General features: G+C 51.2%; 21 protein-coding genes and 2 pseudogenes. 16 read left to right on the top strand and 7 right to left on the bottom strand.

What is annotated here, in order from left to right; translation table 11 throughout:
- The first annotated feature begins 635 nt into the window (after window positions 1–635).
- On the top strand, window positions 636–932 hold the full coding sequence (locus F6X24_RS07575; protein WP_191906501.1) for a hypothetical protein: 297 nt from the start codon (window positions 636–638) through the stop codon (window positions 930–932).
- A complete protein-coding gene (locus F6X24_RS07570) occupies window positions 916–1,338 on the top strand; it encodes a M15 family metallopeptidase (RefSeq protein WP_151087430.1) in 423 nt (140 codons plus the stop codon). The genes F6X24_RS07575 and F6X24_RS07570 overlap by 17 nt, the downstream gene beginning before the upstream one ends.
- A gap of 65 nt (window positions 1,339–1,403) precedes the next feature.
- On the opposite strand, the pseudogene F6X24_RS19510 reads toward F6X24_RS07570, so the two are convergent.
- Window positions 1,404–2,220, bottom strand: a pseudogene (locus tag F6X24_RS19510) (IS982 family transposase).
- A gap of 308 nt (window positions 2,221–2,528) precedes the next feature.
- Between F6X24_RS19510 and F6X24_RS07560 the strand changes: the two are divergent.
- Window positions 2,529–3,287, top strand: coding sequence for a DUF72 domain-containing protein (locus tag F6X24_RS07560; RefSeq protein ID WP_151087428.1), 759 nt, complete (start codon window positions 2,529–2,531; stop codon window positions 3,285–3,287).
- Between the two features lie 212 nt (window positions 3,288–3,499).
- Here the strand turns inward: F6X24_RS07560 and F6X24_RS07555 are convergent, their stop codons facing one another.
- Window positions 3,500–4,279 carry an MBL fold metallo-hydrolase gene (locus F6X24_RS07555; protein WP_151087427.1) on the bottom strand — a complete coding sequence of 260 codons (780 nt, stop codon included), beginning with the start codon at window positions 4,277–4,279 and terminating at the stop codon, window positions 3,500–3,502.
- 245 nt (window positions 4,280–4,524) lie between these two features.
- Between F6X24_RS07555 and F6X24_RS07550 the strand changes: the two genes are divergently transcribed.
- Window positions 4,525–4,917, top strand: a complete 393-nt coding sequence (locus tag F6X24_RS07550; protein WP_151087426.1) for a VOC family protein — start codon at window positions 4,525–4,527, stop codon at window positions 4,915–4,917.
- A gap of 205 nt (window positions 4,918–5,122) precedes the next feature.
- On the opposite strand, the gene F6X24_RS07545 is transcribed toward F6X24_RS07550, so the two are convergent.
- Both F6X24_RS07545 and F6X24_RS07540 read right to left on the bottom strand, forming a co-directional pair.
- Complete coding sequence (locus tag F6X24_RS07545; protein WP_151087425.1) at window positions 5,123–5,521, bottom strand: NUDIX hydrolase; 399 nt, start codon at window positions 5,519–5,521, stop codon at window positions 5,123–5,125.
- 189 nt (window positions 5,522–5,710) lie between these two features.
- The gene (locus F6X24_RS07540) at window positions 5,711–6,007 is read right to left on the bottom strand and encodes an STAS-like domain-containing protein (protein ID WP_151087424.1); all 297 of its coding nucleotides are present in this window, start codon (window positions 6,005–6,007) and stop codon (window positions 5,711–5,713) included.
- Window positions 6,008–6,116: 109 nt separating this feature from the next.
- Between F6X24_RS07540 and F6X24_RS07535 the strand changes: the two genes are divergently transcribed.
- The 8 genes from F6X24_RS07535 (at window position 6,117) to F6X24_RS07500 (ending at window position 14,063) form a co-directional block, all read left to right on the top strand.
- The gene (locus tag F6X24_RS07535; protein WP_151087423.1) at window positions 6,117–6,317 is read left to right on the top strand and encodes a hypothetical protein; all 201 of its coding nucleotides are present in this window, start codon (window positions 6,117–6,119) and stop codon (window positions 6,315–6,317) included.
- Window positions 6,318–6,391: 74 nt separating this feature from the next.
- A complete protein-coding gene (locus F6X24_RS07530) occupies window positions 6,392–7,066 on the top strand; it encodes an HNH endonuclease (RefSeq protein WP_151087422.1) in 675 nt (224 codons plus the stop codon).
- Between the two features lie 435 nt (window positions 7,067–7,501).
- The gene (locus F6X24_RS07525; protein WP_151087421.1) at window positions 7,502–8,104 is read left to right on the top strand and encodes a hypothetical protein; all 603 of its coding nucleotides are present in this window, start codon (window positions 7,502–7,504) and stop codon (window positions 8,102–8,104) included.
- Window positions 8,105–8,500: 396 nt separating this feature from the next.
- A complete protein-coding gene (locus F6X24_RS07520; protein ID WP_151087420.1) occupies window positions 8,501–9,031 on the top strand; it encodes a hypothetical protein in 531 nt (176 codons plus the stop codon).
- A gap of 195 nt (window positions 9,032–9,226) precedes the next feature.
- Window positions 9,227–9,994 (top strand): hypothetical protein, encoded by a 768-nt coding sequence (locus F6X24_RS07515; protein ID WP_151087419.1) that lies wholly within the window; start codon window positions 9,227–9,229, stop codon window positions 9,992–9,994.
- Between the two features lie 10 nt (window positions 9,995–10,004).
- The gene (locus tag F6X24_RS07510) at window positions 10,005–11,573 is read left to right on the top strand and encodes a hypothetical protein (protein ID WP_151087418.1); all 1,569 of its coding nucleotides are present in this window, start codon (window positions 10,005–10,007) and stop codon (window positions 11,571–11,573) included.
- Window positions 11,494–13,263, top strand: a complete 1,770-nt coding sequence (locus tag F6X24_RS07505) for a hypothetical protein (protein ID WP_191906498.1) — start codon at window positions 11,494–11,496, stop codon at window positions 13,261–13,263. The genes F6X24_RS07510 and F6X24_RS07505 overlap by 80 nt, the downstream gene beginning before the upstream one ends.
- Window positions 13,264–13,283: 20 nt before the next feature.
- Complete coding sequence (locus F6X24_RS07500) at window positions 13,284–14,063, top strand: hypothetical protein (RefSeq protein ID WP_151087416.1); 780 nt, start codon at window positions 13,284–13,286, stop codon at window positions 14,061–14,063.
- Window positions 14,064–14,474: 411 nt separating this feature from the next.
- Here the strand turns inward: F6X24_RS07500 and F6X24_RS07495 are convergent, their stop codons facing one another.
- On the bottom strand, window positions 14,475–15,359 hold the full coding sequence (locus F6X24_RS07495; protein WP_151087415.1) for an IS3 family transposase: 885 nt from the start codon (window positions 15,357–15,359) through the stop codon (window positions 14,475–14,477).
- Window positions 15,360–15,504: 145 nt separating this feature from the next.
- Window positions 15,505–15,684: pseudogene (locus F6X24_RS19410) on the bottom strand (transposase); the annotation flags it as partial.
- 345 nt (window positions 15,685–16,029) lie between these two features.
- Here F6X24_RS19410 and F6X24_RS07485 point away from each other — a divergent pair.
- The 3 genes from F6X24_RS07485 to F6X24_RS07475 all read left to right on the top strand — a co-directional run bounded on the left by F6X24_RS07485 (window position 16,030) and on the right by F6X24_RS07475 (window position 19,039).
- Window positions 16,030–17,232 carry a DarT ssDNA thymidine ADP-ribosyltransferase family protein gene (locus F6X24_RS07485; protein WP_151087413.1) on the top strand — a complete coding sequence of 401 codons (1,203 nt, stop codon included), beginning with the start codon at window positions 16,030–16,032 and terminating at the stop codon, window positions 17,230–17,232.
- A complete protein-coding gene (locus tag F6X24_RS07480) occupies window positions 17,229–17,918 on the top strand; it encodes a DUF6939 family protein (protein WP_191906497.1) in 690 nt (229 codons plus the stop codon). The genes F6X24_RS07485 and F6X24_RS07480 overlap by 4 nt, the downstream gene beginning before the upstream one ends.
- 167 nt (window positions 17,919–18,085) lie before the next feature.
- The gene (locus F6X24_RS07475; RefSeq protein ID WP_151087412.1) at window positions 18,086–19,039 is read left to right on the top strand and encodes an HNH endonuclease; all 954 of its coding nucleotides are present in this window, start codon (window positions 18,086–18,088) and stop codon (window positions 19,037–19,039) included.
- A 24-nt stretch (window positions 19,040–19,063) separates the two neighbouring features.
- Here the strand turns inward: F6X24_RS07475 and F6X24_RS07470 are convergent, their stop codons facing one another.
- Entirely contained in the window at window positions 19,064–19,939 is an 876-nt protein-coding gene (locus F6X24_RS07470; protein WP_151087411.1) for a DUF6615 family protein, read from the bottom strand.
- Between the two features lie 21 nt (window positions 19,940–19,960).
- Here F6X24_RS07470 and F6X24_RS07465 point away from each other — a divergent pair, with 21 nt between their 5' ends.
- On the top strand, window positions 19,961–21,139 hold the full coding sequence (locus F6X24_RS07465; protein ID WP_151087410.1) for a potassium channel family protein: 1,179 nt from the start codon (window positions 19,961–19,963) through the stop codon (window positions 21,137–21,139).
- The last annotated feature ends 28 nt before the right edge of the window (window positions 21,140–21,167 follow it).

Genomic DNA, 21,167 nt, shown 5'->3' with positions numbered 1-21,167 from the left:
GTTTGGGAGGGGCCGGCACGCTGCCTGACGTGGGGAGCTAGTGGGTAGCAGGCCAGGGGGCGTGCCGGCCGGCGCGGGGGCGGGCGTCTGGGCGGACGCGGAGGAAGAGGCCGGGGCCCGCAGCAACGCGAAGGGGCTGGGCCGGGGGCTGGTTTGGGGGGCCGGACGCCCGGCCGGGCCCCGACCAGCGCGCAGCAAAGGGAGGGGAACGGTGGGGCGGTAGGCGACGCGGAGGCTGGCGCTAGGGTTGACGCCGGGTATCGGCAGGAGCTGGTGGGGCCGGGTGGTGGGGTAGCTGCTATGCCGGTGGTCGGGCGGGGTCGGGGGCCAGCGCAGAGGTAGTGGGTAGGCGGCTGGCCCCCGGCCCCGCCCGGGCAGCATGGCCCGGCTGAGGGATAGTAGCCGAGCCGACCAACGGGAGGCTGCCCGCAGGGCCGTAGCGCAGCGAAGTGGCGGATAGCCCGACCCCGACCCGCAGCAAAGCGGAGGGCCGGGGGCAGCCCCAACTACTGCTTACTTGACCCGATACGATTCTCTGTTTTATACAAATCAGGAAAAATGAAATTATGTACTATTTTGACAACATATAGGCAACCTTATTATAAATTTGTGCGAACAACCAACAACTTTCACTTATGAGACTGGATATGTTTAGTAGCACGAAGACTGGGCACTTTGCCCACATTATGCTGACGGCACTGCTGGGGCAGGTAGCGAGCGTGCAGCTGACGCCGCCGAATCCGGATGCCATCGAGAACTACGGGCACCTGATTATTCAGGGGCTGGTGGCGCTGGTGACCATCTGGGCGACGGTGCGCAAGGCGTTGCAAAAGCCGGAATCGGTAGTCAAAGTGTCGGCCGAGGCGCTGCCGATGAGTACGCTGCCGACGCAGCCAACCGCAGAAAGGGGGAGCGATGGTGGCGCTAACTAAGGCTCAGGCAGCGCGGCAGGTAGCGCGGCTGGCCTCGGTGCGGCCGGAGCTGGCGGAAGCCTACGCGGTGGCACTGCGACGGTGGCTCGGCGACCCCATCTTGGTGGTGCTGGGACGGCCATTTGTGAGCGAGGGGTACCGGTCGGTGCAAGAGCAGGACGAGTTGTACACGCACGGGCGGTCGGCACCGGGGCCCATCGTGACGTACAAGCGCGGGGGCGAGTCGAAGCACAACGAGCTGCCGAGTAAGGCGCTGGATGTGGCGTTTCTGCTGCCGGATGGCACGACGAGCTGGTCGCCGGAGCTGCTGAGCAAGTTTGCGCGGTTGATGAAGGCGGCGGACGTGCGAGTGCACTGGGGCGGCGACTGGCCGGGATTTAAGGACCGGCCGCACTTTGAGGTGTAGGGTTTAAACGAAACGAGCGGGCTAGATGGTCCGCTCGTTTTGATTTAGCTAACTCAAGTTGCGGACTATAGGCCGACTCGGTCCAGGACGTGCGCAAAGATGAAGAGCGCGATTTTTAGGGCAAAGCCCGCGGCCGTTACGGCGTGAATCTGCTTGGGAAAGCGAGCGGTGAGTTGGCTGAAACAGGTTTCGATACCCTTGCGAAAATACTGTATCAGAAAGCGTTGTGCCGGATGACGGGGCCGTTTGCTATTCTGGCGGCGGGCGGTTTGCTGCTGGCTCCCGCTGGCCTCGTTGAACAGGTCTTCCGCCCCGTAGTCGGTGTAGCCAGCATCGGTGTAGAGCACGCTACCTGCGGGCAGGTCCAGCGCCAGGCCGCGCCGGCCGGTCTGCTCCGACTCAGCGCCGGCATGCAGGTAGAACTCGACCGGTAGGCCGTCGCTGGTGGCCACCACCTGCACCTTGAGGCCGTAAAACCAGCTACGCTTGCTGGCACAGCGGCCGTGATACGCCTTACCCGTCAGCAACTTACAGCGTGGAATACGCGTGTTATGACACACGGCCACCGGAAAGGAGTCCAGCACGTAGCGGGCTGAGCACCTCGCCCACCAGAGCGAACAGGGCCAGCAGCGTATCAGTGAGCGCGTGCAGGCGACGGGTAAAGCCGCTCTTATCCAACTGGTTCTGACCCCAGTGCTGCTCCATGTAGTGCTTGGCCACGACCAGGTTGCCGCCGAAAAAGCGGGCAGCTACCAGGGCCGTCGTCAGCACCTGGGCATCGGTCAAGCGCCGGGCCGAAGACGGTGGTAGCGTGCCGGCAGGGCGGGTAAAGCGAATTAAATCATCAAGTACGCAGTACATTGCAACGGTCTGTTCGCGCATGGTCAGTAGGGATTTGGGAGGTCAGAGACCCAAACCTAGCCTGTTCACGCCGAACAGACTTTTTTATGCCCCTACTACGCCGCAACTTGGGTTAGCTAAGCATTTGCAAAAGCTCGTCAGGTTAGCTAGTCGCTCCGGTCGGTATCAGTGGCGGTGATGACGTTGTTGCGGTCGATGGCCACGGTGTACTCGTGGCACTTGCTAGCGTCGAAAGTCTTTGCTTTGGGACCCCGTGAAGATGCGCCTGGGGTAAAACGCCGAGGCAGCGTGGCACGTTATACCCCGAAACTTTCGTCTACCTGCTTCCCATGCCGTCCCTCCTTGGCACCCTGCGCACGGGCACCAGCGGCATCGTCGTGCCCGGTCCCAAGGCCACCTTTCCGGAGGCCTACCAGGCGACGAGCCGCTTCACCTACTATGCCACCCTGTTTAACTCGGTTGAGATTAACAGCACCTTCTACCGCATCCCCCAGCCCAAAACGTTTGCGACCTGGGCCGCGGAAACCGGCCCGGCGTTTGACTTTACCCTCAAGCTGTGGCGCGATATCACGCACACCAAGACGCTTGCCGAGGACCTCTCCGGCCTTGTCCGCTTTCTAGAGGCAGCACGTGAGTTGGGCCCCAAAAAGGGCTGCCTGCTCCTTCAGTTCCCGCCCAGCAACACCATTCGCCAGCTAAAGACGGTCAGTGCCCTCTTGCAGGCGCTTGCGGCGGCAGACCCCGCCCACGAGTGGCGCAAAGCGGTGGAGTTTCGCCACCCAAGCTGGTATGCAGAGGATGCGTTTGAGATGCTGGACCACCACGGCGCTAGCCTCGTGCTGCACGACAAAGGTCCCGCCCGAAACGCCCAGCTCAACGAGGGGGCAGACTTTGTTTATATGCGCTTCCACGGCCCGCAGGGAAACTACCGCGAGTCCTACGAGCGCGACTTTCTGCACGACCAGGCCGAGCAGATACACGACTACCTCCAGGAGGGGAAAGACGTGTATGCCTACTTCAACAATACTATGGGTGCCGCGTTTGAAAATGCCCAAGACCTGTACCGGCTGGTAGCGGAGCGGGCGTGAGCAGTACTCCTCGCGTCCGGGGGCAGGGGGCGCTGGTTCCTTGCGCAACGGCACCGGGTATAGTAAGCAATAGGGCCACAATTACCCTCAGCAAAGAGAATTCAAGGTGGTCCAGTTCGGAGGGGAAGTACTAGGGGTAAAAGCAGCCAGATGGGGTGAAACCAAAACGAGCGGGCCAACTGGTCCGCTCGTTTCAGTTAGTAAGTGTTGCCTTACTGGGCCGCCGGGTACCAGTTGCGCAGGCGCACGTCGATTTTCTTGTTGGCTGCGTTCACCGTTTTCTTGAAGGCGGCCACATCGCTCAGGCCGCTTTGGCCCCGGTAGTGGTAGGGGTACACAATGCTGGGCTTGAAGGCCAGCACTGCTTGTGCGGCTTGGTTCACGTCCATAGTATAGGGCAGGTTCATGCACACGAAGGCCACGTCGATGTGCTGGAGGGCGCGCATTTCAGGGATGTCTTCCGTGTCGCCGGACAGGTACACGTTTTTGCCGCCCAGGTTTAATACGTAGCCGTTGCCCCGGCCTTTGGTATGCGGCGCGTCGGCTGCTTCGGGCAGGTTGTACATGGGAATGGCCGACACGCTCATCCCCAGCGTGTCGAGCTTCTGTCCGTTGCGCAGGATGCGCACCTGCGGCTTGTACTCGGCGGGCAGCTTCTCGGCCACGGCTTGGGGCACTATCATCAGGGCTTTGCTCACGGAGAGGCCGGCTAGCGTCTTGGGGTCGAGGTGGTCGCCGTGGATGTCGGTGATGAGGATGACATCGGGCGCAGCTAGCCCGGCATAAGCTGCTGCCCCGCCGTAGGGGTCCACGTAGATAGTCTTGCCGCTCCAGGTGAACACCACGCTGCCGTGCGTGATGGGCTGCACCGTGAGCGGGCCTTTACTGGTGGCAATCTGGTCGGCGGCCGCGCGCGGCGTGGTGGCAGTTTGGGCCGGGGCTTGCAGGGCAAAAGCCGCCAGGGCGGCCGTGAGGAGGAGAATAGATTTCATCAGTTGTTTGCTGGTTGAGTGAAGGGTTGGAGCGGTTTTTTGAGTAGCATAGCCCTGTAGCTGCCGCCTAAAACCGGGACCATAACTTGGTTGTCCCACACAAGTTCAGGCTAGCCAGCAGCCAAGCTACGTTTATCGGGTGGGGGCGCTGTAGGGCGACCGGCTCAGGTTTGGAAGGCCGGCTAGCTAACGTCCCCGATTTACCGTTAAAGAGGGCCACCGCTTTTCTTTCTTTTTCTTTATTCATGGCTATTCAACCAAAAACCAAGGGCTTGGCGCACGTCGCCCTGCGCACCACCGACTTTGCCCGTGCTAAGGCGTTTTACCATGACCTGCTGGGCTTACCTATCGCCCTGGAGACGCCCGAAATACTGGGCTTCCTGATAGGAACAACGTTCCTGGGCTTTAAGCAGGCGCAGCCCACCTACCCCGGGGGCAGCACCTTCACGCCCTTCAACGTGGGCCTCGACCACATCGCCATTTCCTGCGAAGACGAGGCCGAGCTGCACCGGGTAGCCGACGCTTTACAGGCGGCCGGGGTGGAGAACACCGGCGTAAAGCAAGACACCGTGGGGCCGATGAAGTACGTGGCCTTTAAAGACCCCGACCGAATCGCCTGGGAGTTTTACATGGTGTAGGAGGCGGCTTCCCCCGATGGCGTAAGGGACAGTCAAGGACTGGTTGCGTGGTAGCTCAGCCTAGCCGTATGGGGGTTGCTTTAGATAGGATACTGTACTAAAAGGGTTGCCTATCAGGCCACTATTTTAGCACAGCATCTCGTGGATACCAACTCCGAAACCGCTCTAGCGGGCTTTGGTGGCCGCCACGCTGCTTTAGCATAGGCTACTCGGCTAGCAGGTGCTGCTGGTGGAGCCAGTCGAAGATGAGCTGGTCGACGGCCGACACCTGGGGGCGGTGGCGGTAGGTGAGCCAGACCACCTCCTCAATTTCGGCGGCGGGCTGGATGGTGCCGAGGTAGCGCTGGGCCCAGTAGCAACTCATGCGCACGAGCACGCCGGCGGGGTGGCCGTGGGCAGGGGCTTCGAAGGTACCGGCGTGGGTTAGACTAGTGGGGTCGAGCCGCACGGTGAGCTCTTCCTGGATTTCGCGCAGCAGGGTTTGGGCATCGGTTTCGCCGTGCTCGCGCTTGCCGCCGGGCAGGTAGTAGCGGTCTTTGCCGCGGCTGCGGGTGCTGAGCAGTTGGCCGGCGTGCAGGTGCAACCAGGCTATTTTGTCAATCATGAGGCAGCAGGAGTTGGTGAGGAAGGCCTAGTGCAGCTCGTAGCTGGAAACGATGCCTTGGGCAGCGAAGCGGGAACGGAAGGGAGAGGCAACTCATTTCTAAAAGTTGTTAAATACCACAACTTTTAGAAATGAAACGCAAACGCAGAAGCTACTGCGTGGTTTTTGATATTGTGGATGCGGCTGGCACTACGGGAGCAGGTAAGTATCGAGGTAGTTTTTGATGCAGCTGGCGTGTGAGGGCAAGTAGTTGGTCAGCCGTAAGCTGTGCTGCACGGCAGGTAGGCCATACTGGTCAATCAGCGCGCCGAAGGAGGAATTTAGAAAGGACGTGGACATAGGGGTAGCGTGATGCAGTGATAAGCGCACCACCTGCCCAGCGGCCACGGCGGGAGCTAGCGCCGCGAAGAGCTTGGCTCCCTCGGCGTTGGTGAAGGTGCCCTGGACCAGCGCCGTGAGTTCGAGCAGAGGGGTAGAAGCAAGCATAAGGCGGAGCGAAAAGCTGCTTGTGAGTTGCGGGGCAGGTCTTTTTTGATGAGAAAAGGATGACTGAACGTTACTTGCGTGGCTTATTCAGTAGCGCGGCCTATTCCTTATGGATTATCTCACTTCGTACCGGAAACGACTTGTTAAGCTAAGAGTAGATTCGGAGAAGGTTGACGGAGCAAAATTAGAATCGCCCTACAAGCCGGCGCTACTGTTGGCCGTGCTGGAGGGGGTAGAGGAAGGGCTGATTCAGGACAACCGGATTGCGATTACACCGGAGCTGATTGCGGCTTTCAAGGCGTACTGCTAAGTCCGGGGCCGGCGTACGCGGCTTGTCCGTTCCAGTTGCCGTTTTATCACTTAAAGGGCGACAAGTTCTGGCATTTGCATGCCTGGCCGGGTAAGGAGTTGGTACTGACCGCGTCGAATTCGGTGCGCAGCTTTGGGCACTTGCGGGAGGTTATTGCCTACGCTTCGCTGGATGCGGCGCTGTGGGAACTGATGTTGCAGCCGGTGGCGCGGGAGGATATTCGGCAGGCGCTGCTGACGCGCCACTTCCCGTTGACGAAGAAGTACTTCCGGCCGCAGGCGGGGCAGGAAAAGCTGGATGAGTTGGGGCGGCAGATGCTGGAGGAGCCTGCGGCCGTGTATAACCGGGTGGTGAACGTGGTGGACGAAACAGAGGTGCTGGTGCGCAGCGCGGGGTTTAGCCGTGGGATAATGAAGGCGTACCAATCAACGTGCGCGGTGTCGGGCTTGCAGCTAGTGAGTACGACGGGGGCCACTCCCCTACTCGATGCCTGCCACATCGTGCCCTGGGCAGTGAGCCACGATGATAGCATAGGTAATGGGCTGGCGTTGTGCCCGAACCTGCACCGGGCGTTTGACCGGCACCTATTCTGGATTGATGGGGACTACCGGGTGCGGGTAGCGGAGGGGTTCGGGGAGCTGGGCGGGCACGAGTACGGGGTGCAACGCTTTAATGGGCAGCAGTTGCGGCTGCCGAAAGTGCGAGAGTGGTGGCCGCGGGTGGAGAATCTGGCGGCGCAGCGAGGATGAACATTCCATACTATGCGGCACCAGATAGCGCCTGCATCTTACCAGTCTGCCCAGATACAAAAGCTGCAAACCTTAAAGTTCAGTGGTGGCACTGATGCAAGACGGAGCGAAAAAAGACGTGCTTTACAGCCAGTAGAATAATCGGCATTTACTGACGATTCTATCCTTTGCTTCTAGGTGAGCTTTCAACCAGTAGATACATGAGCTTAGGAAGGCGCTCTTGGCAAGCTCAGGGTCTACCCCTCACTACAAAACCAGATAAGCTGCCTGATGTAATCGACGCCTGCCACAGGCTGCACAATAGAGGGTCGGCAGAACAGGTCATCTGCTATTACTTCTGCGCAAATAGCTAAGCATATCACTCTCAGTGACCTAGAGAGAAAAACCACCTTGTTAAAAGAGCTAGGCTTATATTTTTAGCCTCATCAGTTAGCCATGGATGCTGGAACAAAAGATTTTTGGACCGTTGTGCTATCCGCCATCCAGACTATTGGAGTAGGCATTGGCGCGCTGTGGGCATACTTCCGCTTTTGGCGGGAAGGCGCGCATAAACCGCGCATTGAGTTCGATATACAGTGCTCCTTCTTAGGACAGCAAGGCAATGCACGGGTAGTCAGCTTCACAATTTTGGCCACGAACAAGGGGAATATTGAGCACAAGTTTTCTCGTATCTCCTTGCGCGCTCGAGGAATAACAGCGGCGGATGGTGAATTGATAAAACGGCCGGATGGGCGGGTGAACTTTCCGAAGGAACTGCTGAAAGAAGAGGTTATTCCAAAGGAGTTCGGCTATTATTTCGTAAGACCAGGTATAGCGCAGCCCCTCACCTTCACGACTATCATTCCTGCCGAAGTGCGCCTCTTGCTAGTGCGGGCCGCATTTGAATACGAGCGCAGCAAGGACCTGCACACTAGTGAACGAACTTTCGAGGTGCTGCCCACGACCAGTCATTCCAACGGATATGAATCAGAAGACTCAGCCCAGCGCGAACCAATAAAGCATTATCCCAAGCTTGCACCGGGTCCGGTGATTAATTAGCGCTTGTCATAGCTTATGAGAGCTACTATATAAGCTCCAAATACTGGTAGCCAGCTAGTTGTCATAAGCACGGGGTGCCGCGACTTAATGAGCAAGCGCTCATGCTACCAAAGGATGTGACTGGTGGCGTAGCGATGGTAGCAGCTAGAAATACGACTGGTACTTCATACTCGTGTATCAATCTAGTCAGAGGCTGTCTACTAACTAGGTGCTTTGCAGGAGAATATGGCTGTTTATGTATAACTCAGTGCTGGCACTGATGATACATAAGCTCCTGAAAGATGACTTTTACGGCGAGCTCAACGGCCTACCGGCAGCTGCAAATACCCCTCCTACCCTGACGTATCTCGGCCACTAATAAGCGGCAATTCCATGAGAGGATTTACAATATTCTTTATGGGGCTTTGGGCTGCTGGATATACACTTTGTGCTAATGCACAAGTCTTGCTATCAGCGGGCGCTAAAAATTCTAATGGGGTGAGCGTGCCAATCTCAACATCAAAGCTGGTAGGATTAGAAATGGGTAGCGACGAAGTGGATATTCTCTTTACATATAGCATTACTAGCAACACCAATGGATGTAATGAGATTAGCTATCTATCGGTGGAGCATCGTGACGCCGGTACTGTCAATAGAAGACCCGTGCTAGTCGCTGCAACTAAAACAAGGGTAGAAATTCCGGATACACCACCCGATAGCGTCGCCGACAATAGTGATGATAGTATTGGCGAGCCTTATATAAGAAATACTACGGTGTATGAGCCGCCTGCTCGGTCTTATCGCTGTCAAAAGTACAAGTACTTGATTCAAATCAAGCTCTGGCAAGGCAAACGTGCTCAAACTGGATTAGCTCATACTATCAGCCTCACAAGCGATGGTGAGATAAAGCATGAAGGACCGATTGCAGGTGAAATACTCAATCACTGAAGAGTTAAGGCTTGCACCGCTAATAATTATAATGACTGAGTAAATGACCGATATATACAGACTACGCTTATACTCTTCCTCAGCGCACTCAGACATTATTACTACCCTTTGAAGAATAACTAAATGTCTTTCTTCAACTTGTACGCTTTATAAATATTATCTCTCAAGTACCCATCATATTTTATGCTTTTCAGTATGAAAAAAGACCAGCTTGCTCGCCACCGCAGGATAAAACAAGTGCTGACTGATAATGACGGAGTATTAATCTCTGAACTGACCTTCGCCAAAATCGCGAAGCAGTATATCGACCGACTAGCATTACTTGATGGTATGTGTACTAGTCCAAATAGTACTCCAGATACAGGCACTGGCAAATACACCGTCAGTGCTTTGAATGTCTTTCTTAAAAAAGACTTACGCTCAGGCATTGAGTCATTGAAAAGCACTCACCCTAATTTTTATAAAGCTTTGCGCGAGGCTAACCAAGCAGACGATGCGTGGTATAGACATTCAAAGAAGCGACCAAGCTTGACAGCGACAACTCTATCGAGCCCAATAGCGACTGAAGCGAGTGTAATGCTTAGCGGTGGTATCGCGTCCGTTTTTTTAAACGACGATGGCACTGTGAGGATGGAATTGACTGTAAGCACCGATTGCGTATGGGCTTTCACGCTAGCTTCCTCTCCAACAACTGTGCACGAGCAACAGAACTCACTCCATGATATGCCTCACCGTACAGATACAGTGGGCGAACCAAGCGACCTAATTGGAAAACCCTATGCATGGTCGTTGCATCTAATCAATGAGGCTCCTGAAAAAACCCTTCCCTACCACGTTGAACTTTACCTATTTCAAGATGGCAATCAACAGCCTGTTTACAGCTACACACAGGATGGCGAGATAGACCCAGCGAGTGGAACCGCTGATGCCTTTTTGGGACAAACATTGTCTTATCGCCGTTAAGCTTACTGCAATGATTTGTAAATCTACTGTACGTCTTGCCTGTGTGCTAGGACTTTGCTGGGGAACAATTGGTATATGCCTAGGGCAAACTCAAGAGCAAGCCCCACCGACAGAAAGCCAGGATGTCAAAGTGCTTAACGCCTTGTATGGTGACTTTGCCGCTCCTGACTTAACAGCTCCAACCCTTTTAGGAGTCAATGCCAGCCAAGTATCAAAGCCGGCCAACATTAAGGCTTTTGCGGCCAATATTATTGGAGCCGTTGCGAGTTTTCCTGAGAAAGGAAAAGGACTGGGAATAGAAATAGCTCCGGCCCAATTTTTTCAGCGAACTGCTTGGAAGCAAGACGGGAATAAGCCACCAAATTTGACTGAATCACTACAATCGTACGCTAGCTGGACAAATCAACTTGGCCGCAATTTTACTTTGTCAGGAGCTCAAATCAGTACTGACTCGTCTGCCAAGGTAGCGGCGGGTGGGGCGCTTGTCCTTCTTGACCGCACAGACCCTTTGCTGGATGCTACTTATATCCAAAAGGCTTCGCAAGCCTTAGCTAGTCAAGAAGCTCTAAAATTTATCGCTTTAAGCGCTACACACAATAACGCAATAGATATCAGCCGCACTCAGGTTTACCTAACGCAGAACATCTATAATAACGCATGGCCAGATGCTCAGCGACAGGCTGCTCGACCATTATTGAAAAAAGTAGAAGAAGCAATGAACACTGTTGGCCTATTGCCAGAAAGCCCACAGGCACTTGGCACGCCAGAAGCTTTCAACCCTGAGCAAGACAAAGCTTTAAAAGCCCTGTCTGAATCATTGAAAAAGCTCCAGTCTCCAAATCTATCTCCAAACCTAAATAACACACAGGTCCAAGCATTAGTAAATGAGGCTACAAAGAACGTGGAATCTGTGAAAGCTAATTACAGAGAATATTACGATGCAAGGCAACAAGCTACTGCTTCCACCAATTCTACGCTAAAAACAGCTCGAGATTATTTCGATAAGAAGCTTTGGAATGCTAGTATTATCCAGGTAGGAGGCGGCTGGACCTGGGGCAGCGCAAATAATACATTTAATACACTTAAGGCTAGGTCAGGTGGTGGATTTCTACGCACAGCCTTACGATTAGCCGACAAAACGTGGGAAGAGAAAAGCGGTTTGGCGGGTTTTATGTACTGGCATACACAACTCGTACTTAACATCCAGTATCAGCAATACCAAAATTCAGCAACCAAGCTGCCTGTAAAATCGCGTACTGTAACAGACTCCTTGGACAGCCGCTTGTGGTATGGCGCACGCCTTCTAGTAGGGGGAGCATACTTTCGAATGTCAATCGAAGGCTCAGTTCAAAACCTTTCCTATAATCAACTAGCGGAAGATGCTATTAAGAAAGTGAATAAGCAACTTCCAGGGACTATTTACAGCGCCACTATTGGTGCCGAAGTAAGGCTGGTAGATAAATTATGGCTAGAATTTGCAATTGGTAGCGCGAAGCCTAGTGGCCAAAATAGTCAACTACTTGCCCTATCGAGCCTCAAATACGCCATTCGAAACAGCCAGCGGTTTAAAACAAATTAAATATGTAAAATACTTTCCTTTAATTCATCTAGCTGTACATATGACACCCAACGGACAGTTAACAAAGGAGCAGTTGACCGAGCAACTGAGCTTGGCTGAGCTTGAGCGAAAAATAGCAGAAGCCAATCTGGGCACAACCAAGGCTCATAATGAGAAAAAAACAATCTTAGCGGGCAATACTCAAAATGCTGCGCAGGCTACCACGCCTCCGCCCAATGCGGCAAACAAACCCGAACAGCAACATAAGTCTGAAGAGCAGATACAAGCGGATGCCGCGAAAGCCCAGAATGATACCGTACAAGCCTATGTCAATGCTTTTAAATCCAGTGAGGTAACTCCTCCTACTGGTAAAATTACGTCTAAAGGGGATTTTATAGAGACTAGGATACTGGCGCGCGAAACCTTAGCTGCCACGCTTAAAAAGTTTCTAGACGAGTGGGCGAAAGCGGGCGAGCTAACCACAAGTCCTAAATGGCAGAAATTAGAAGAGCAAAAACAAGCTGCGAAAGTAGCTGCAGATGCAGCAGCGGAAAAACAGAAGGAAGCAGATGATTTAAAGGTAAAGGCGAAAAAGCAGAGGGAAGAGGAGAATAAAGTCGCACAGGAAATCGCAAGCGAACAAAATAAAGCAGATACTTCGAAGACAGCGGATGAATTAAAGTCGGCGGCTGCAAACAAACAGCAGGAGGCAGATAATTTAAAGGTAGAGGCGTCAATAGCTGCCTTAGTAGCAAAGAAGTTGGTTATAACATTAGTGTTGATTCAGCCAGCCGATGTAGCCGCATTAGAGCTATGTACACAGATGCTAGCTCAATTAACGGTTTTCCAAAAAGATTACCAAAATGCTTACGATGCTGCTACGGAGTTTTTGAATCCAAAGGAAACTGCTTTAGCTGAGACATCATTGCTTAGTCCCGCTGCGGCCGTTCCAGGGATAGTGGCAACTGGGATTGTGAGCTCTGTTGCGAAACTAGTCGCATTGTTTCGGACTACTACTGATATTACAAATGCGGATATACCCGTCGATAGCGCTCTATTGACGGCTACACTTGTTCAAGTAGCACAAGCAAAGAATAAGGAAGATAATGTAATTATGTGGCGGGTATTCGCTCCCAGCCTCTTCCCCGTTGATATGCTTCAAGAAGCAATCAGCCAAGACTCGTCCGGCCGGCCTGTTCTGCCACTGCCACTAATAAGCTCTTTGGAAAACTTATACCAAGAAGCTCAGCAAGTAACTAATAAGTTGGAACAGCAGATTAGCGACAAACAGCTAGAGCAAAGTTCCTTACCTGCAGAAGATGATTCAGGAAAGGCCGACTTGCAGCGCTCTATCACCGACTACAACTATCACCTTGACAAGCTTAGAGCTCTTGGTAATTCCTACAGCCAACTTAGTATTGGCTTTGCTGCCGCCACTAGCCCATTGGTGAGTTTAATCCGAAGCTCCCAACTCTTGAATAAGCTTCGCGAGCTGAACACATATACGGTAATGCTAACTGCAACATCAAAGGGTAGCACACGCACAAAGAGTTGGCTTTGGAACAGCGACCATATTAGCTTCAGCGCTGGTACTGAGCTAAGCTATCTGGTATTCGGAATAGATGGGCAGATTATTTATGCTGGCAGCACATGTGAGTACACACCATATACTAAATCTCAGGATATTCCTGGGAAGCTAATCAAACATTGATAAACACAATCGAAAAGTCTATGGAACCTGCAAACGAAACTCCAAAGCAACAGCCAGACCTTCAGCTAGGTAAGGCTACAGCCCAATTTGACCGTCGTAGCCTCAAATTTGCCTCGCTACTTAAGAGTGCAATGCTGCTACCTGATACGTATGACTTTGACGCAGCTCATCCAGATGTTCTTATTCCTACTCCAATGTTCGCTAATGACGTACATGGCGACTGCGTAATAGCTGGGCGGGCACATCAAACGATACGGTTTGAATTACTCGAACAAGACAGGATTATTGAAATTACGGACGGTGATGTTACTAATGAGTACTTTCGGGAAACAGGCGGTAATAATATTGACCATGGGCTGGTCGTGCTGGACTCTTTGAAAGAGTGGCGTAGCAGCGGCTGGCAGGTTGGCGATGACAGCTACTCTATCTCAGCCTTTGCTGAAATTAACTACGCCAACTCCGAAGAATTTAAGCAGGCTGTATATAGTGATGTTGGCTTAGGGCTAGGCCTACAGCTTCCTCTTTCTGCCAAACAACAATTTTTCAATAAACAGCCTTGGCAGGTTTCCCAAGGCCCTGACACCGCAGTAGGCTCCTGGGGTGGACATTACGTGCACATCTGTGGCTACACACCTGAAGGTCCGGTCTGCGTTACTTGGGGCAGAAAGCAGCCCATGACTTGGGACTGGATGGCTAAGTATGCTGATGAAGCTTATGCTATATTTGACGCAAACAATAACTTCAAAAAGAATATAGTGGATACGCTTAAGCTACAAGCTTTTATTGAGACTTTGCAATAGAGCTCACTGCGCAGCTATGCCACTTAAGACATATGTCAACTGAATTGCTAGCGTATATAAAAGACTTAGCTTCGCCACGCATGTGTAGGCCTGAGGTGGTCCTTTAGTATGTGAGTAGTCTGCCCGCCTTAGCTAAAGAGCACGCCGCAGCACTTGCCGTATCTCTGCCGCTGCCTTCTCGGCTGACCCTTTAGGGCGCTGGTCCCAGGCCGCGAACATACCGGGGTGCCGATAGGTTGTGGTGATAGGTAGACGGTACAGGTAGAAGAAGATCATATCGTACCAGTGAGGCGACCTGGCGCCAGGCAGGTCACCCCAATGATGAAACATACGGTGGAGGTAGAAATTGACAGCAAAATTCTCTTCCGCCCTCAGAAAGAATGGGGTGGTTGGGTGCCAGTGGACACGGAGCTAAGGTAGGTTAAAGTGATAATGGAGTTCGGTTTCGAGCGGGGTACGATAGCCCAGCGCCGAGTGCAGGCGCTGGGTGTTGTAGTAGTGATCGAGGTACTCGGCCAGTTCGAGCCGGGCCTCTTCCAGGTCGGCAAAGCAAGCGCCACGGGGTAGTAACTCGGTCTTGAGGGTGCTCCACCCGCTCTCGGCCAGGGCGTTATCGTAGGGGTTACCCGGTCGGCTCAGGCTGGCAATGGCCTGCGTGCGGTCGAGCAGGCTGGTAAAAGCGTCGCTGGTGTACTGGCTGCCCCGGTCGGCATGCACGAGCAGACCGGGCGGGGGCTGACAGACGGTTACGGCCCGGTTAAAAGCAGTCAAAAGCAGCTCCGTGTGCAGCGACTCGCTTAGGTGCCAGCCGACCACGCGCCGGGAAAAGGCGTCGCGCCAGCAGGCCAGGTACGCCCACTGGCCCGTGGCCAGGCCCAGGTAGGTAATGTCGCCCACCCAAATTTGGTTGGGAGCCGCGGCGGCCGGCCAGGTGGCGAGTTTGTTGGCAGCCGCGATGGCCTGTGGGTCAGCCTGGGTGGTGCGCGGGGACCGCGTGCTAGTGCGGGTACTGAGCGCACGCAAGCCACTCGCGCTGAGCCAGCCGCGTAGCCGCTGCCGGCCTACTTCATGCCCTTCGCGGCGCAGTTGGGCGCGCAGTCGGCGCTGCCCGTAGCGGCCGGCATGGGTGGCAAATACGCGCTGGGCCGCCACTTGCCAAGGAGGTAGCGTTTGCTCGGTCATCGGTGGCCGCTTGCACCACGCGTAGTAGCCGCTGGGGCTGACGCCCAGCCGTCGGCACTGCTGTCGCACGGGCCAAGAGAGGGCGTGTAAGGCAATGAACGTGAAGCGTTTCATCGGCCCGTCTTTTGTGAAAATGCGCGTCAAGCATTTGGGCGATGGTCAGCGCTTTTTTTAAAATATCACGCGCCATTTCGGCGCGCGCCAGCTGGGCCCGCAACTGCTTGTTTTCCTGCTCCAGCGCGTCGCTGCCGGCTGGACGAGCGGCTTGGGCGCGGGCCGCCCGCACCCATTTGCCCAACACGGCCTCGCTCATGCCCAGCGCCTGGGCGACCCGCGCCGCCATTTGCCCATCTTGGTTCACGCGGCGCACCGCCTCGCGTCGAAAGGCCGCATCATACTTGGTTCGGGGCCGTTTACCGGCTGGCTTTTCTGCTTCCATGACAAGGGAAAGTTACTTTCTCCGTGTCCACTTTCACCCGACCACCTCATAATAACGCTTGGTACTGCCAGCAGTCTAGCAAAGCGCAAGAGGCCTGCCTGCGAGCCACGTCCTTTTGATAAGCCCCTGCGGCCACCTGCCGCATGTATTTAGCTTTAAAAACTGGCGTATATTTCTTGCGGGTTACCGGCAAGCCACTCAGAATGATTTTGTTAGGCCTGGACAGAAGAAGACAAGTTTTGCCAATGTCTATTTTTACTAGACTTCTTCACAAACAGCTCATACTTTACACAGCCGCTCCCTTTAGTAAGGGTTGACTTTCCTAATTCTAACCATAGTCAACATATGTTTAAAGCCCTAAACCGTCTGATTGCATATATCACAGGAGAAAATAAGGAGGCGGAGCTAACGTTAGCACGGAAACAAGCACTGAGAGATGCTCAGCTTCACGCTGAAAAGGAGCAGAGTAAAGCAGCTAAGAAAGCAGTTGAATCGAATGAGCATTTAATAAGGAGGAAAAACGAAGAAGATAGGCAGGCCGCCAATCGTGCGCAGGAGTCCAAAACAAACAAAGCTATAATAAATAAAAACGCCGAACGAGAAAGAAATGAGCCACCATTGCTGGCTAAGTATGAAGTGGCTAAGCCTAAAGAGAAGCCCAAAAAAAACAAAATAAGCTCCTTATTCTATAAAGAAGACTTTTGGGATGGTGCTGATTGGGCTACAGAAATAAAATTATCAGAATCAGAAAACCTATTTTGGGAAATAGCTGTCGACCCTGATTTATACTGCCATGAGTCATTTTATGAATCTGAATCAGAACCAAGAGATTTTTGGGATGATACTGATTGGGCAACAGAAATAGAACTATTAGAATCGGAAAGTCTATTCTGGAAAACGGTAGAGGAAGAAAGAGAGTGGCGATATGAAATAGAGCAGGTTAAATCCAAAAGAGGCTTAGTAACAACTCCTGAACGGCTAATTAAAAAGCTACTTCCTAGTGTAGAGACACAAAAAAAAGACTGGTTTAAATTCCAACAGGTACTTAAAAAGCATAATATCTCCCGTCTGTACCATTTCACAGACCGAGAAAACCTTGCCTCCATTCGTGCAGCTGGTGGATTACTGTCTTGGTATTCATGCAAAGAGAATAGTATTAGTATTGCACGCCCCGGTGGCAGTGAATTCTCATGGCAGCTTGATGCAAGGAAGGGGCTGGCTGATTATGTCCGCTTATCCTTTATTCACGACCACCCAATGATGTACATTGCCAAGCAAGATGGCCGCCTCAAATCACCAATATTGCTTGAAATTGACCCGGCAGTAATCCTTCTTCAACCAACTAAGTTCAGCTTGATGAATGCTGCCAAAAGTGGGGTAACTGCAACTGGTGACTTGGAGAAATTTATGGAGCTTAAATTCGATGTGTTTCGTAAGAAGTACTTCGACCTGACTGATGAAGAAAAGCCGTATTATCAAGCAGAAATATTGATTCATAGAATGTTACCTGCTAAATACATCCTCAATCTTGACCAGCTTCCGGTATGATTTACGTTGAAAGCAAGCGCAAGTCTCTAGCAACCATTCGCGCCAAACATCCGAATTCTGTCATTATTGATGTAACATCGCGAGGCGAAGAACCATGGGTTCAGGTTAGTCCATTCTATCCACATGGTGGTATTCCGGTTCCATACTCAGAATCTATTTTTTCTGCTTCCGTTGAGGGAGTGTGGCAGGGGTTGAAAGTTTTTGAAGGAGAGGACGTCGACTTCTCTAAGTTCACAAACGAAGCCATGAAGGGCATTAAGCGTACAGTGCGAAAATTTGGTAAGCCTCTTGGACACCGTAAAGGAGTTTATGGAACAGAACTGCTTGACTACGGCACAGCTCGTGAAAAAATTTATTTGCGTACATACGCTTGGATGCTAGAAAATAAGGTTGCAGACATCATAGAAAGACTCACCCATATGGCTGAGACAGGTGATGTAGTATTGCTGGACTATGATACCAATGACGATATAACTAATCTCAAGTCCCCGATTTCACATGCTTCTTTGGTGAAACTTTACATTGAAAAGAAGCATCCGCATCTGAAAGTGTCTACTGTAGCACCACCTGTTGATTTGCTAAAAGCAGATATTATTAAACCAGCTAAGCCTCCTAGGAAACGTTCAACGCCGAAACCTAGCGTAATTAAGGGAAAAGACGACCCTGGGCAACTAAGCTTTCTATAATCCGAAACGAGCAGGCCAGATGGTTCGCTTGTTTTATGTTTAGGGGTAGTAAATTTCCGTTCAACACCTACTGTATGACGCACAGACAGATACCGTTCAGTAAGAAGATTGTATAGGAAGTAGCGGCTATACTTGCGGGGCTTATTCAGTAGCGCGGCCTGTTCCTTATGGATTATCTCTCTTCGTATCGGAAACGACTTGTTAAGCTAAGAGTAGATTCGGAGAAGGTTGACGGGGTAAAAGTAGAGTCGCCCTACAAGCCGGCGCTGTTGCTGGCGGTACTGGAAGGGGTAGAGGGAGGGCTGATTCAAGACAACCGGATTGCGATTACGCCGGAGCTGATTGCGGCTTTTAAGGCGTACTGCCAGCTGCTGAGTCCGGGGCCGGTGTACGCGGCTTGTCCGTTTCAGCTGCCGTTTTTTCACTTGCAGAGTAGTGGCTTCTGGCATTTGCACGCCTGGCCAGGGAAGGAGTTGGTGTTGACTTCGTCGAAGTCGGTGCGCAGCTTTGGGCACTTGCGGGAGGTGATTGCCTACGCTTCGCTGGATGCGGCGCTGTGGGAGTTGGTGCAGCAGCCCGTGGCGCGGGAGGAGATTAGGCAGGCGCTGCTGACGCGCTACTTCCCGCTGACGCGGCACTACTTCCGGCCGCGGGCGGGGCAGGAAAAGCTGGATGAGCTGGGGAGGCAGATGCTGGAGGAGCCGGCGGCCGTGTATCGGCGCGTAGACGTGGCAGATGAGGAAGAGGTGCTGGTGCGGAGCGCAGGGTTTAGCCGCGGGGTGATGAAAGCTTATCAGACAACCTGCGCGGTGTCAGGCTTGCAACTGGTGAGCACGACAGGGGCGGCTCCCCTACTCGATGCCTGCCACATCATACCCTGGGCGGTGAGCCACGACGATAGCATCGGTAATGGACTTGCGCTGTGCCCAAACCTGCACCGGGCGTTTGACCGGCATCTGTTTTGGATTGATGGGGACTACCGGGTACGGGTGGCGGAGGGCTTCGGCGAGTTGGGCGGGCACGATTACGGGGTGCAGCGCTTCAATGGGCAGCAGTTGCGGCTACCGAAGGTGCGGGCATGGTGGCCGCGAGTAGAGAATTTGGCGGCACAAAGGAAATGAGACGGCGAAACAAGTCTAGACTTATTATTGGAGCTGACTGATTGCAAATACCCCACTTAAATCGTTTGGCAATTCGATATTATAATCCACCCCCTGTTCATTTCTATCTAACCTAGATTCGATTGGGCGATTTAATAGCCTCAAAATGTAATTAGGAGGTGAATTAACCAGATAGCGCTCTCCATCACCCTCAACAGCCCCTATAAATCTTAAAATATACAACATTCGCTCAGTTATAGAATCATCATCATCAATACAGAACGGAAAGCATACAAGAGAAGAAAGTGGATAGGATAATGGTAGAGTATCTGAAATACTTCGTTTTAGCCTCAAACCTGTAGATGTTTTAATTCGTAATTTTTGAACATGTTGTGCCGCCACTATAGAGCATCCAAAATCGATATCGTTGTAGTATGGAGACCACATTTTAATACGACCAGATGCAGAAGATGGCAAAGAATTCCAGTATGAATATAGACAGTAAAGTGGCACCCTAGGACGCTTTACATCTTCGTTATTTGCCATATCAATTAATCTATCACACTGGTAAACATCTTTCAAAGCCATTCCTACTGCTTTAGTCTTACTGACATAAGAATGGTGCAAATGCTTAAATCCTTTACATGATTCATCTATGACTTTGGCTTGCACTCTTAAGCCCAGCCACTTGCCTGATTTTCCTCGAAACCACCATTCCCAATCTGCTCCGTTTCTACCTTCTACAGGTTTACTAAATGCCTCCATCTTAAACCCTGACAACCTTAACCGCAGCAAATCACGAATAAGCAAATCAGTTAGTGTTTCCTCCCCGAAAAGATAAGAAATACTATGACCTTCTTGAATTCGATTCCAGGTAGCAACAGAAGCCTTACTGAATGCAGAACATAGCAAACCTATCATATTCTTTTTATTTATTAAAAAATGTCTCTAGCTAAGCTATTTTTCTCAAACATAAAAGATAAATTATACTTTATGAATCGAAAAAGAACAGATTTCAGCCCATTGGTAAGCAGAACGCCAATTAAATCTTTAGTGGGTATCACTTACGAGGCATATGTAAATCACAAATCAGGCAATAATCTACTAAGCTTAATTTCAACGAGTACTTCAATAAGCGAAAATTCTAAAGAGCTTAATTATCGTATTCAATTTCTATTTGATACTAAAACCAATTTAGAATCCAGCAAAAAGGAAATAGAAGAAACATTTGAATTATGCTTTAAAGTTATTCAAGAAGACAATGGCTACGACATTGATTCTGATATTGAAATATACATTACACCCCTGATTTCATTAGTTGGAGAAGCTCATTTTAGCAGTGATGAAAATGAACGAATCATAACCAAGCTAGAAGAAAACATGAGAGATAAAATAGATAGAATAATTAAACAAGAAATTAATTTTCCAGTCATTATTGAAAATATAGTTTTGTGGTACAAAGCTCATTATGAATATTTAAAATATCTGAGCGTTGGATTTAAGTTTTATGAACTATCTTATTTAAAACAAATTCATAGAAATAGGGTCATCGACTTTGAAAGCTTGAAATCTTCATCACCTATCTATTTTATTCACTTTGTAAATGTGTTCAAAACGGCATTTGCTTCTATAAGTATAAATTACAGACTTAAATACAGAGAGTATTACTTAAATATGGCATTGCAACAGATAATTGTTGCAAAAAATGCTGGATATTTTTCTAGTTTTGGATTAATGCTTGAGGATTATTACAAAGAAAAGTTAGTAAATAAAAAATTCCTAAACATACTTTATAAATATCTCACGGGATACGGAGAAAAACCCTGGAGATTATTTTCATTATTTATGTGTGTAAATTTCCTTTTCGCTCTTATATTTTGTTCAATGCCATGTGATTTTGCAAGTCCTGCTGGAGTTCCATCTTTACACGAACTTTGCTGGCTAGAAAGATTTGCTACGTTTGTGACATTTAATAACACAACTATGTTGACAATTGGCTACGGGGATATATACCCAGCCAAGATTGGAGCAAAAGCACTCGTTATGGCTTTACAAATTATAGGCTTTGCTATATCAAGCTCTGCAATCGCGCTTTTTCTGAGAAAAATGTTACGCTTTTAATCTTAACGAGTAAGCAAAAGCTACCAAG

It is taken from the genome of Hymenobacter baengnokdamensis, from assembly GCF_008728635.1.
Taxonomy (GTDB): domain Bacteria; phylum Bacteroidota; class Bacteroidia; order Cytophagales; family Hymenobacteraceae; genus Hymenobacter; species Hymenobacter baengnokdamensis.
Note: the sequence above shows the minus strand (reverse complement) of the source record. Positions and strands in the feature narration are given on the sequence as shown.

Bases quoted from the DNA above. Each gene is read 5' to 3' on its own strand.
- F6X24_RS07575 (WP_191906501.1), top strand. From the start codon at position 636: ATGAGACTGGATATGTTTAGTAGCACGAAGACTGGGCACTTTGCCCAC.
- F6X24_RS07495 (WP_151087415.1), bottom strand. From the start codon at position 15,359: ATGAAACGCTTCACGTTCATTGCCTTACACGCCCTCTCTTGGCCCGTG.
- F6X24_RS07525 (WP_151087421.1), top strand. From the start codon at position 7,502: ATGGATGCTGGAACAAAAGATTTTTGGACCGTTGTGCTATCCGCCATC.
- F6X24_RS07465 (WP_151087410.1), top strand. From the start codon at position 19,961: ATGTCTCTAGCTAAGCTATTTTTCTCAAACATAAAAGATAAATTATAC.
- F6X24_RS07475 (WP_151087412.1), top strand. From the start codon at position 18,086: ATGGATTATCTCTCTTCGTATCGGAAACGACTTGTTAAGCTAAGAGTA.
- F6X24_RS07570 (WP_151087430.1), top strand. From the start codon at position 916: ATGGTGGCGCTAACTAAGGCTCAGGCAGCGCGGCAGGTAGCGCGGCTG.
- F6X24_RS07545 (WP_151087425.1), bottom strand. From the start codon at position 5,521: ATGATTGACAAAATAGCCTGGTTGCACCTGCACGCCGGCCAACTGCTC.
- F6X24_RS07555 (WP_151087427.1), bottom strand. From the start codon at position 4,279: ATGAAATCTATTCTCCTCCTCACGGCCGCCCTGGCGGCTTTTGCCCTG.
- F6X24_RS07500 (WP_151087416.1), top strand. From the start codon at position 13,284: ATGGAACCTGCAAACGAAACTCCAAAGCAACAGCCAGACCTTCAGCTA.
- F6X24_RS07510 (WP_151087418.1), top strand. From the start codon at position 10,005: ATGATTTGTAAATCTACTGTACGTCTTGCCTGTGTGCTAGGACTTTGC.
- F6X24_RS07540 (WP_151087424.1), bottom strand. From the start codon at position 6,007: ATGCTTGCTTCTACCCCTCTGCTCGAACTCACGGCGCTGGTCCAGGGC.
- F6X24_RS07535 (WP_151087423.1), top strand. From the start codon at position 6,117: ATGGATTATCTCACTTCGTACCGGAAACGACTTGTTAAGCTAAGAGTA.
- F6X24_RS07470 (WP_151087411.1), bottom strand. From the start codon at position 19,939: ATGATAGGTTTGCTATGTTCTGCATTCAGTAAGGCTTCTGTTGCTACC.
- F6X24_RS07560 (WP_151087428.1), top strand. From the start codon at position 2,529: ATGCCGTCCCTCCTTGGCACCCTGCGCACGGGCACCAGCGGCATCGTC.
- F6X24_RS07515 (WP_151087419.1), top strand. From the start codon at position 9,227: ATGAAAAAAGACCAGCTTGCTCGCCACCGCAGGATAAAACAAGTGCTG.
- F6X24_RS07480 (WP_191906497.1), top strand. From the start codon at position 17,229: ATGATTTACGTTGAAAGCAAGCGCAAGTCTCTAGCAACCATTCGCGCC.
- F6X24_RS07485 (WP_151087413.1), top strand. From the start codon at position 16,030: ATGTTTAAAGCCCTAAACCGTCTGATTGCATATATCACAGGAGAAAAT.
- F6X24_RS07520 (WP_151087420.1), top strand. From the start codon at position 8,501: ATGGGGCTTTGGGCTGCTGGATATACACTTTGTGCTAATGCACAAGTC.
- F6X24_RS07550 (WP_151087426.1), top strand. From the start codon at position 4,525: ATGGCTATTCAACCAAAAACCAAGGGCTTGGCGCACGTCGCCCTGCGC.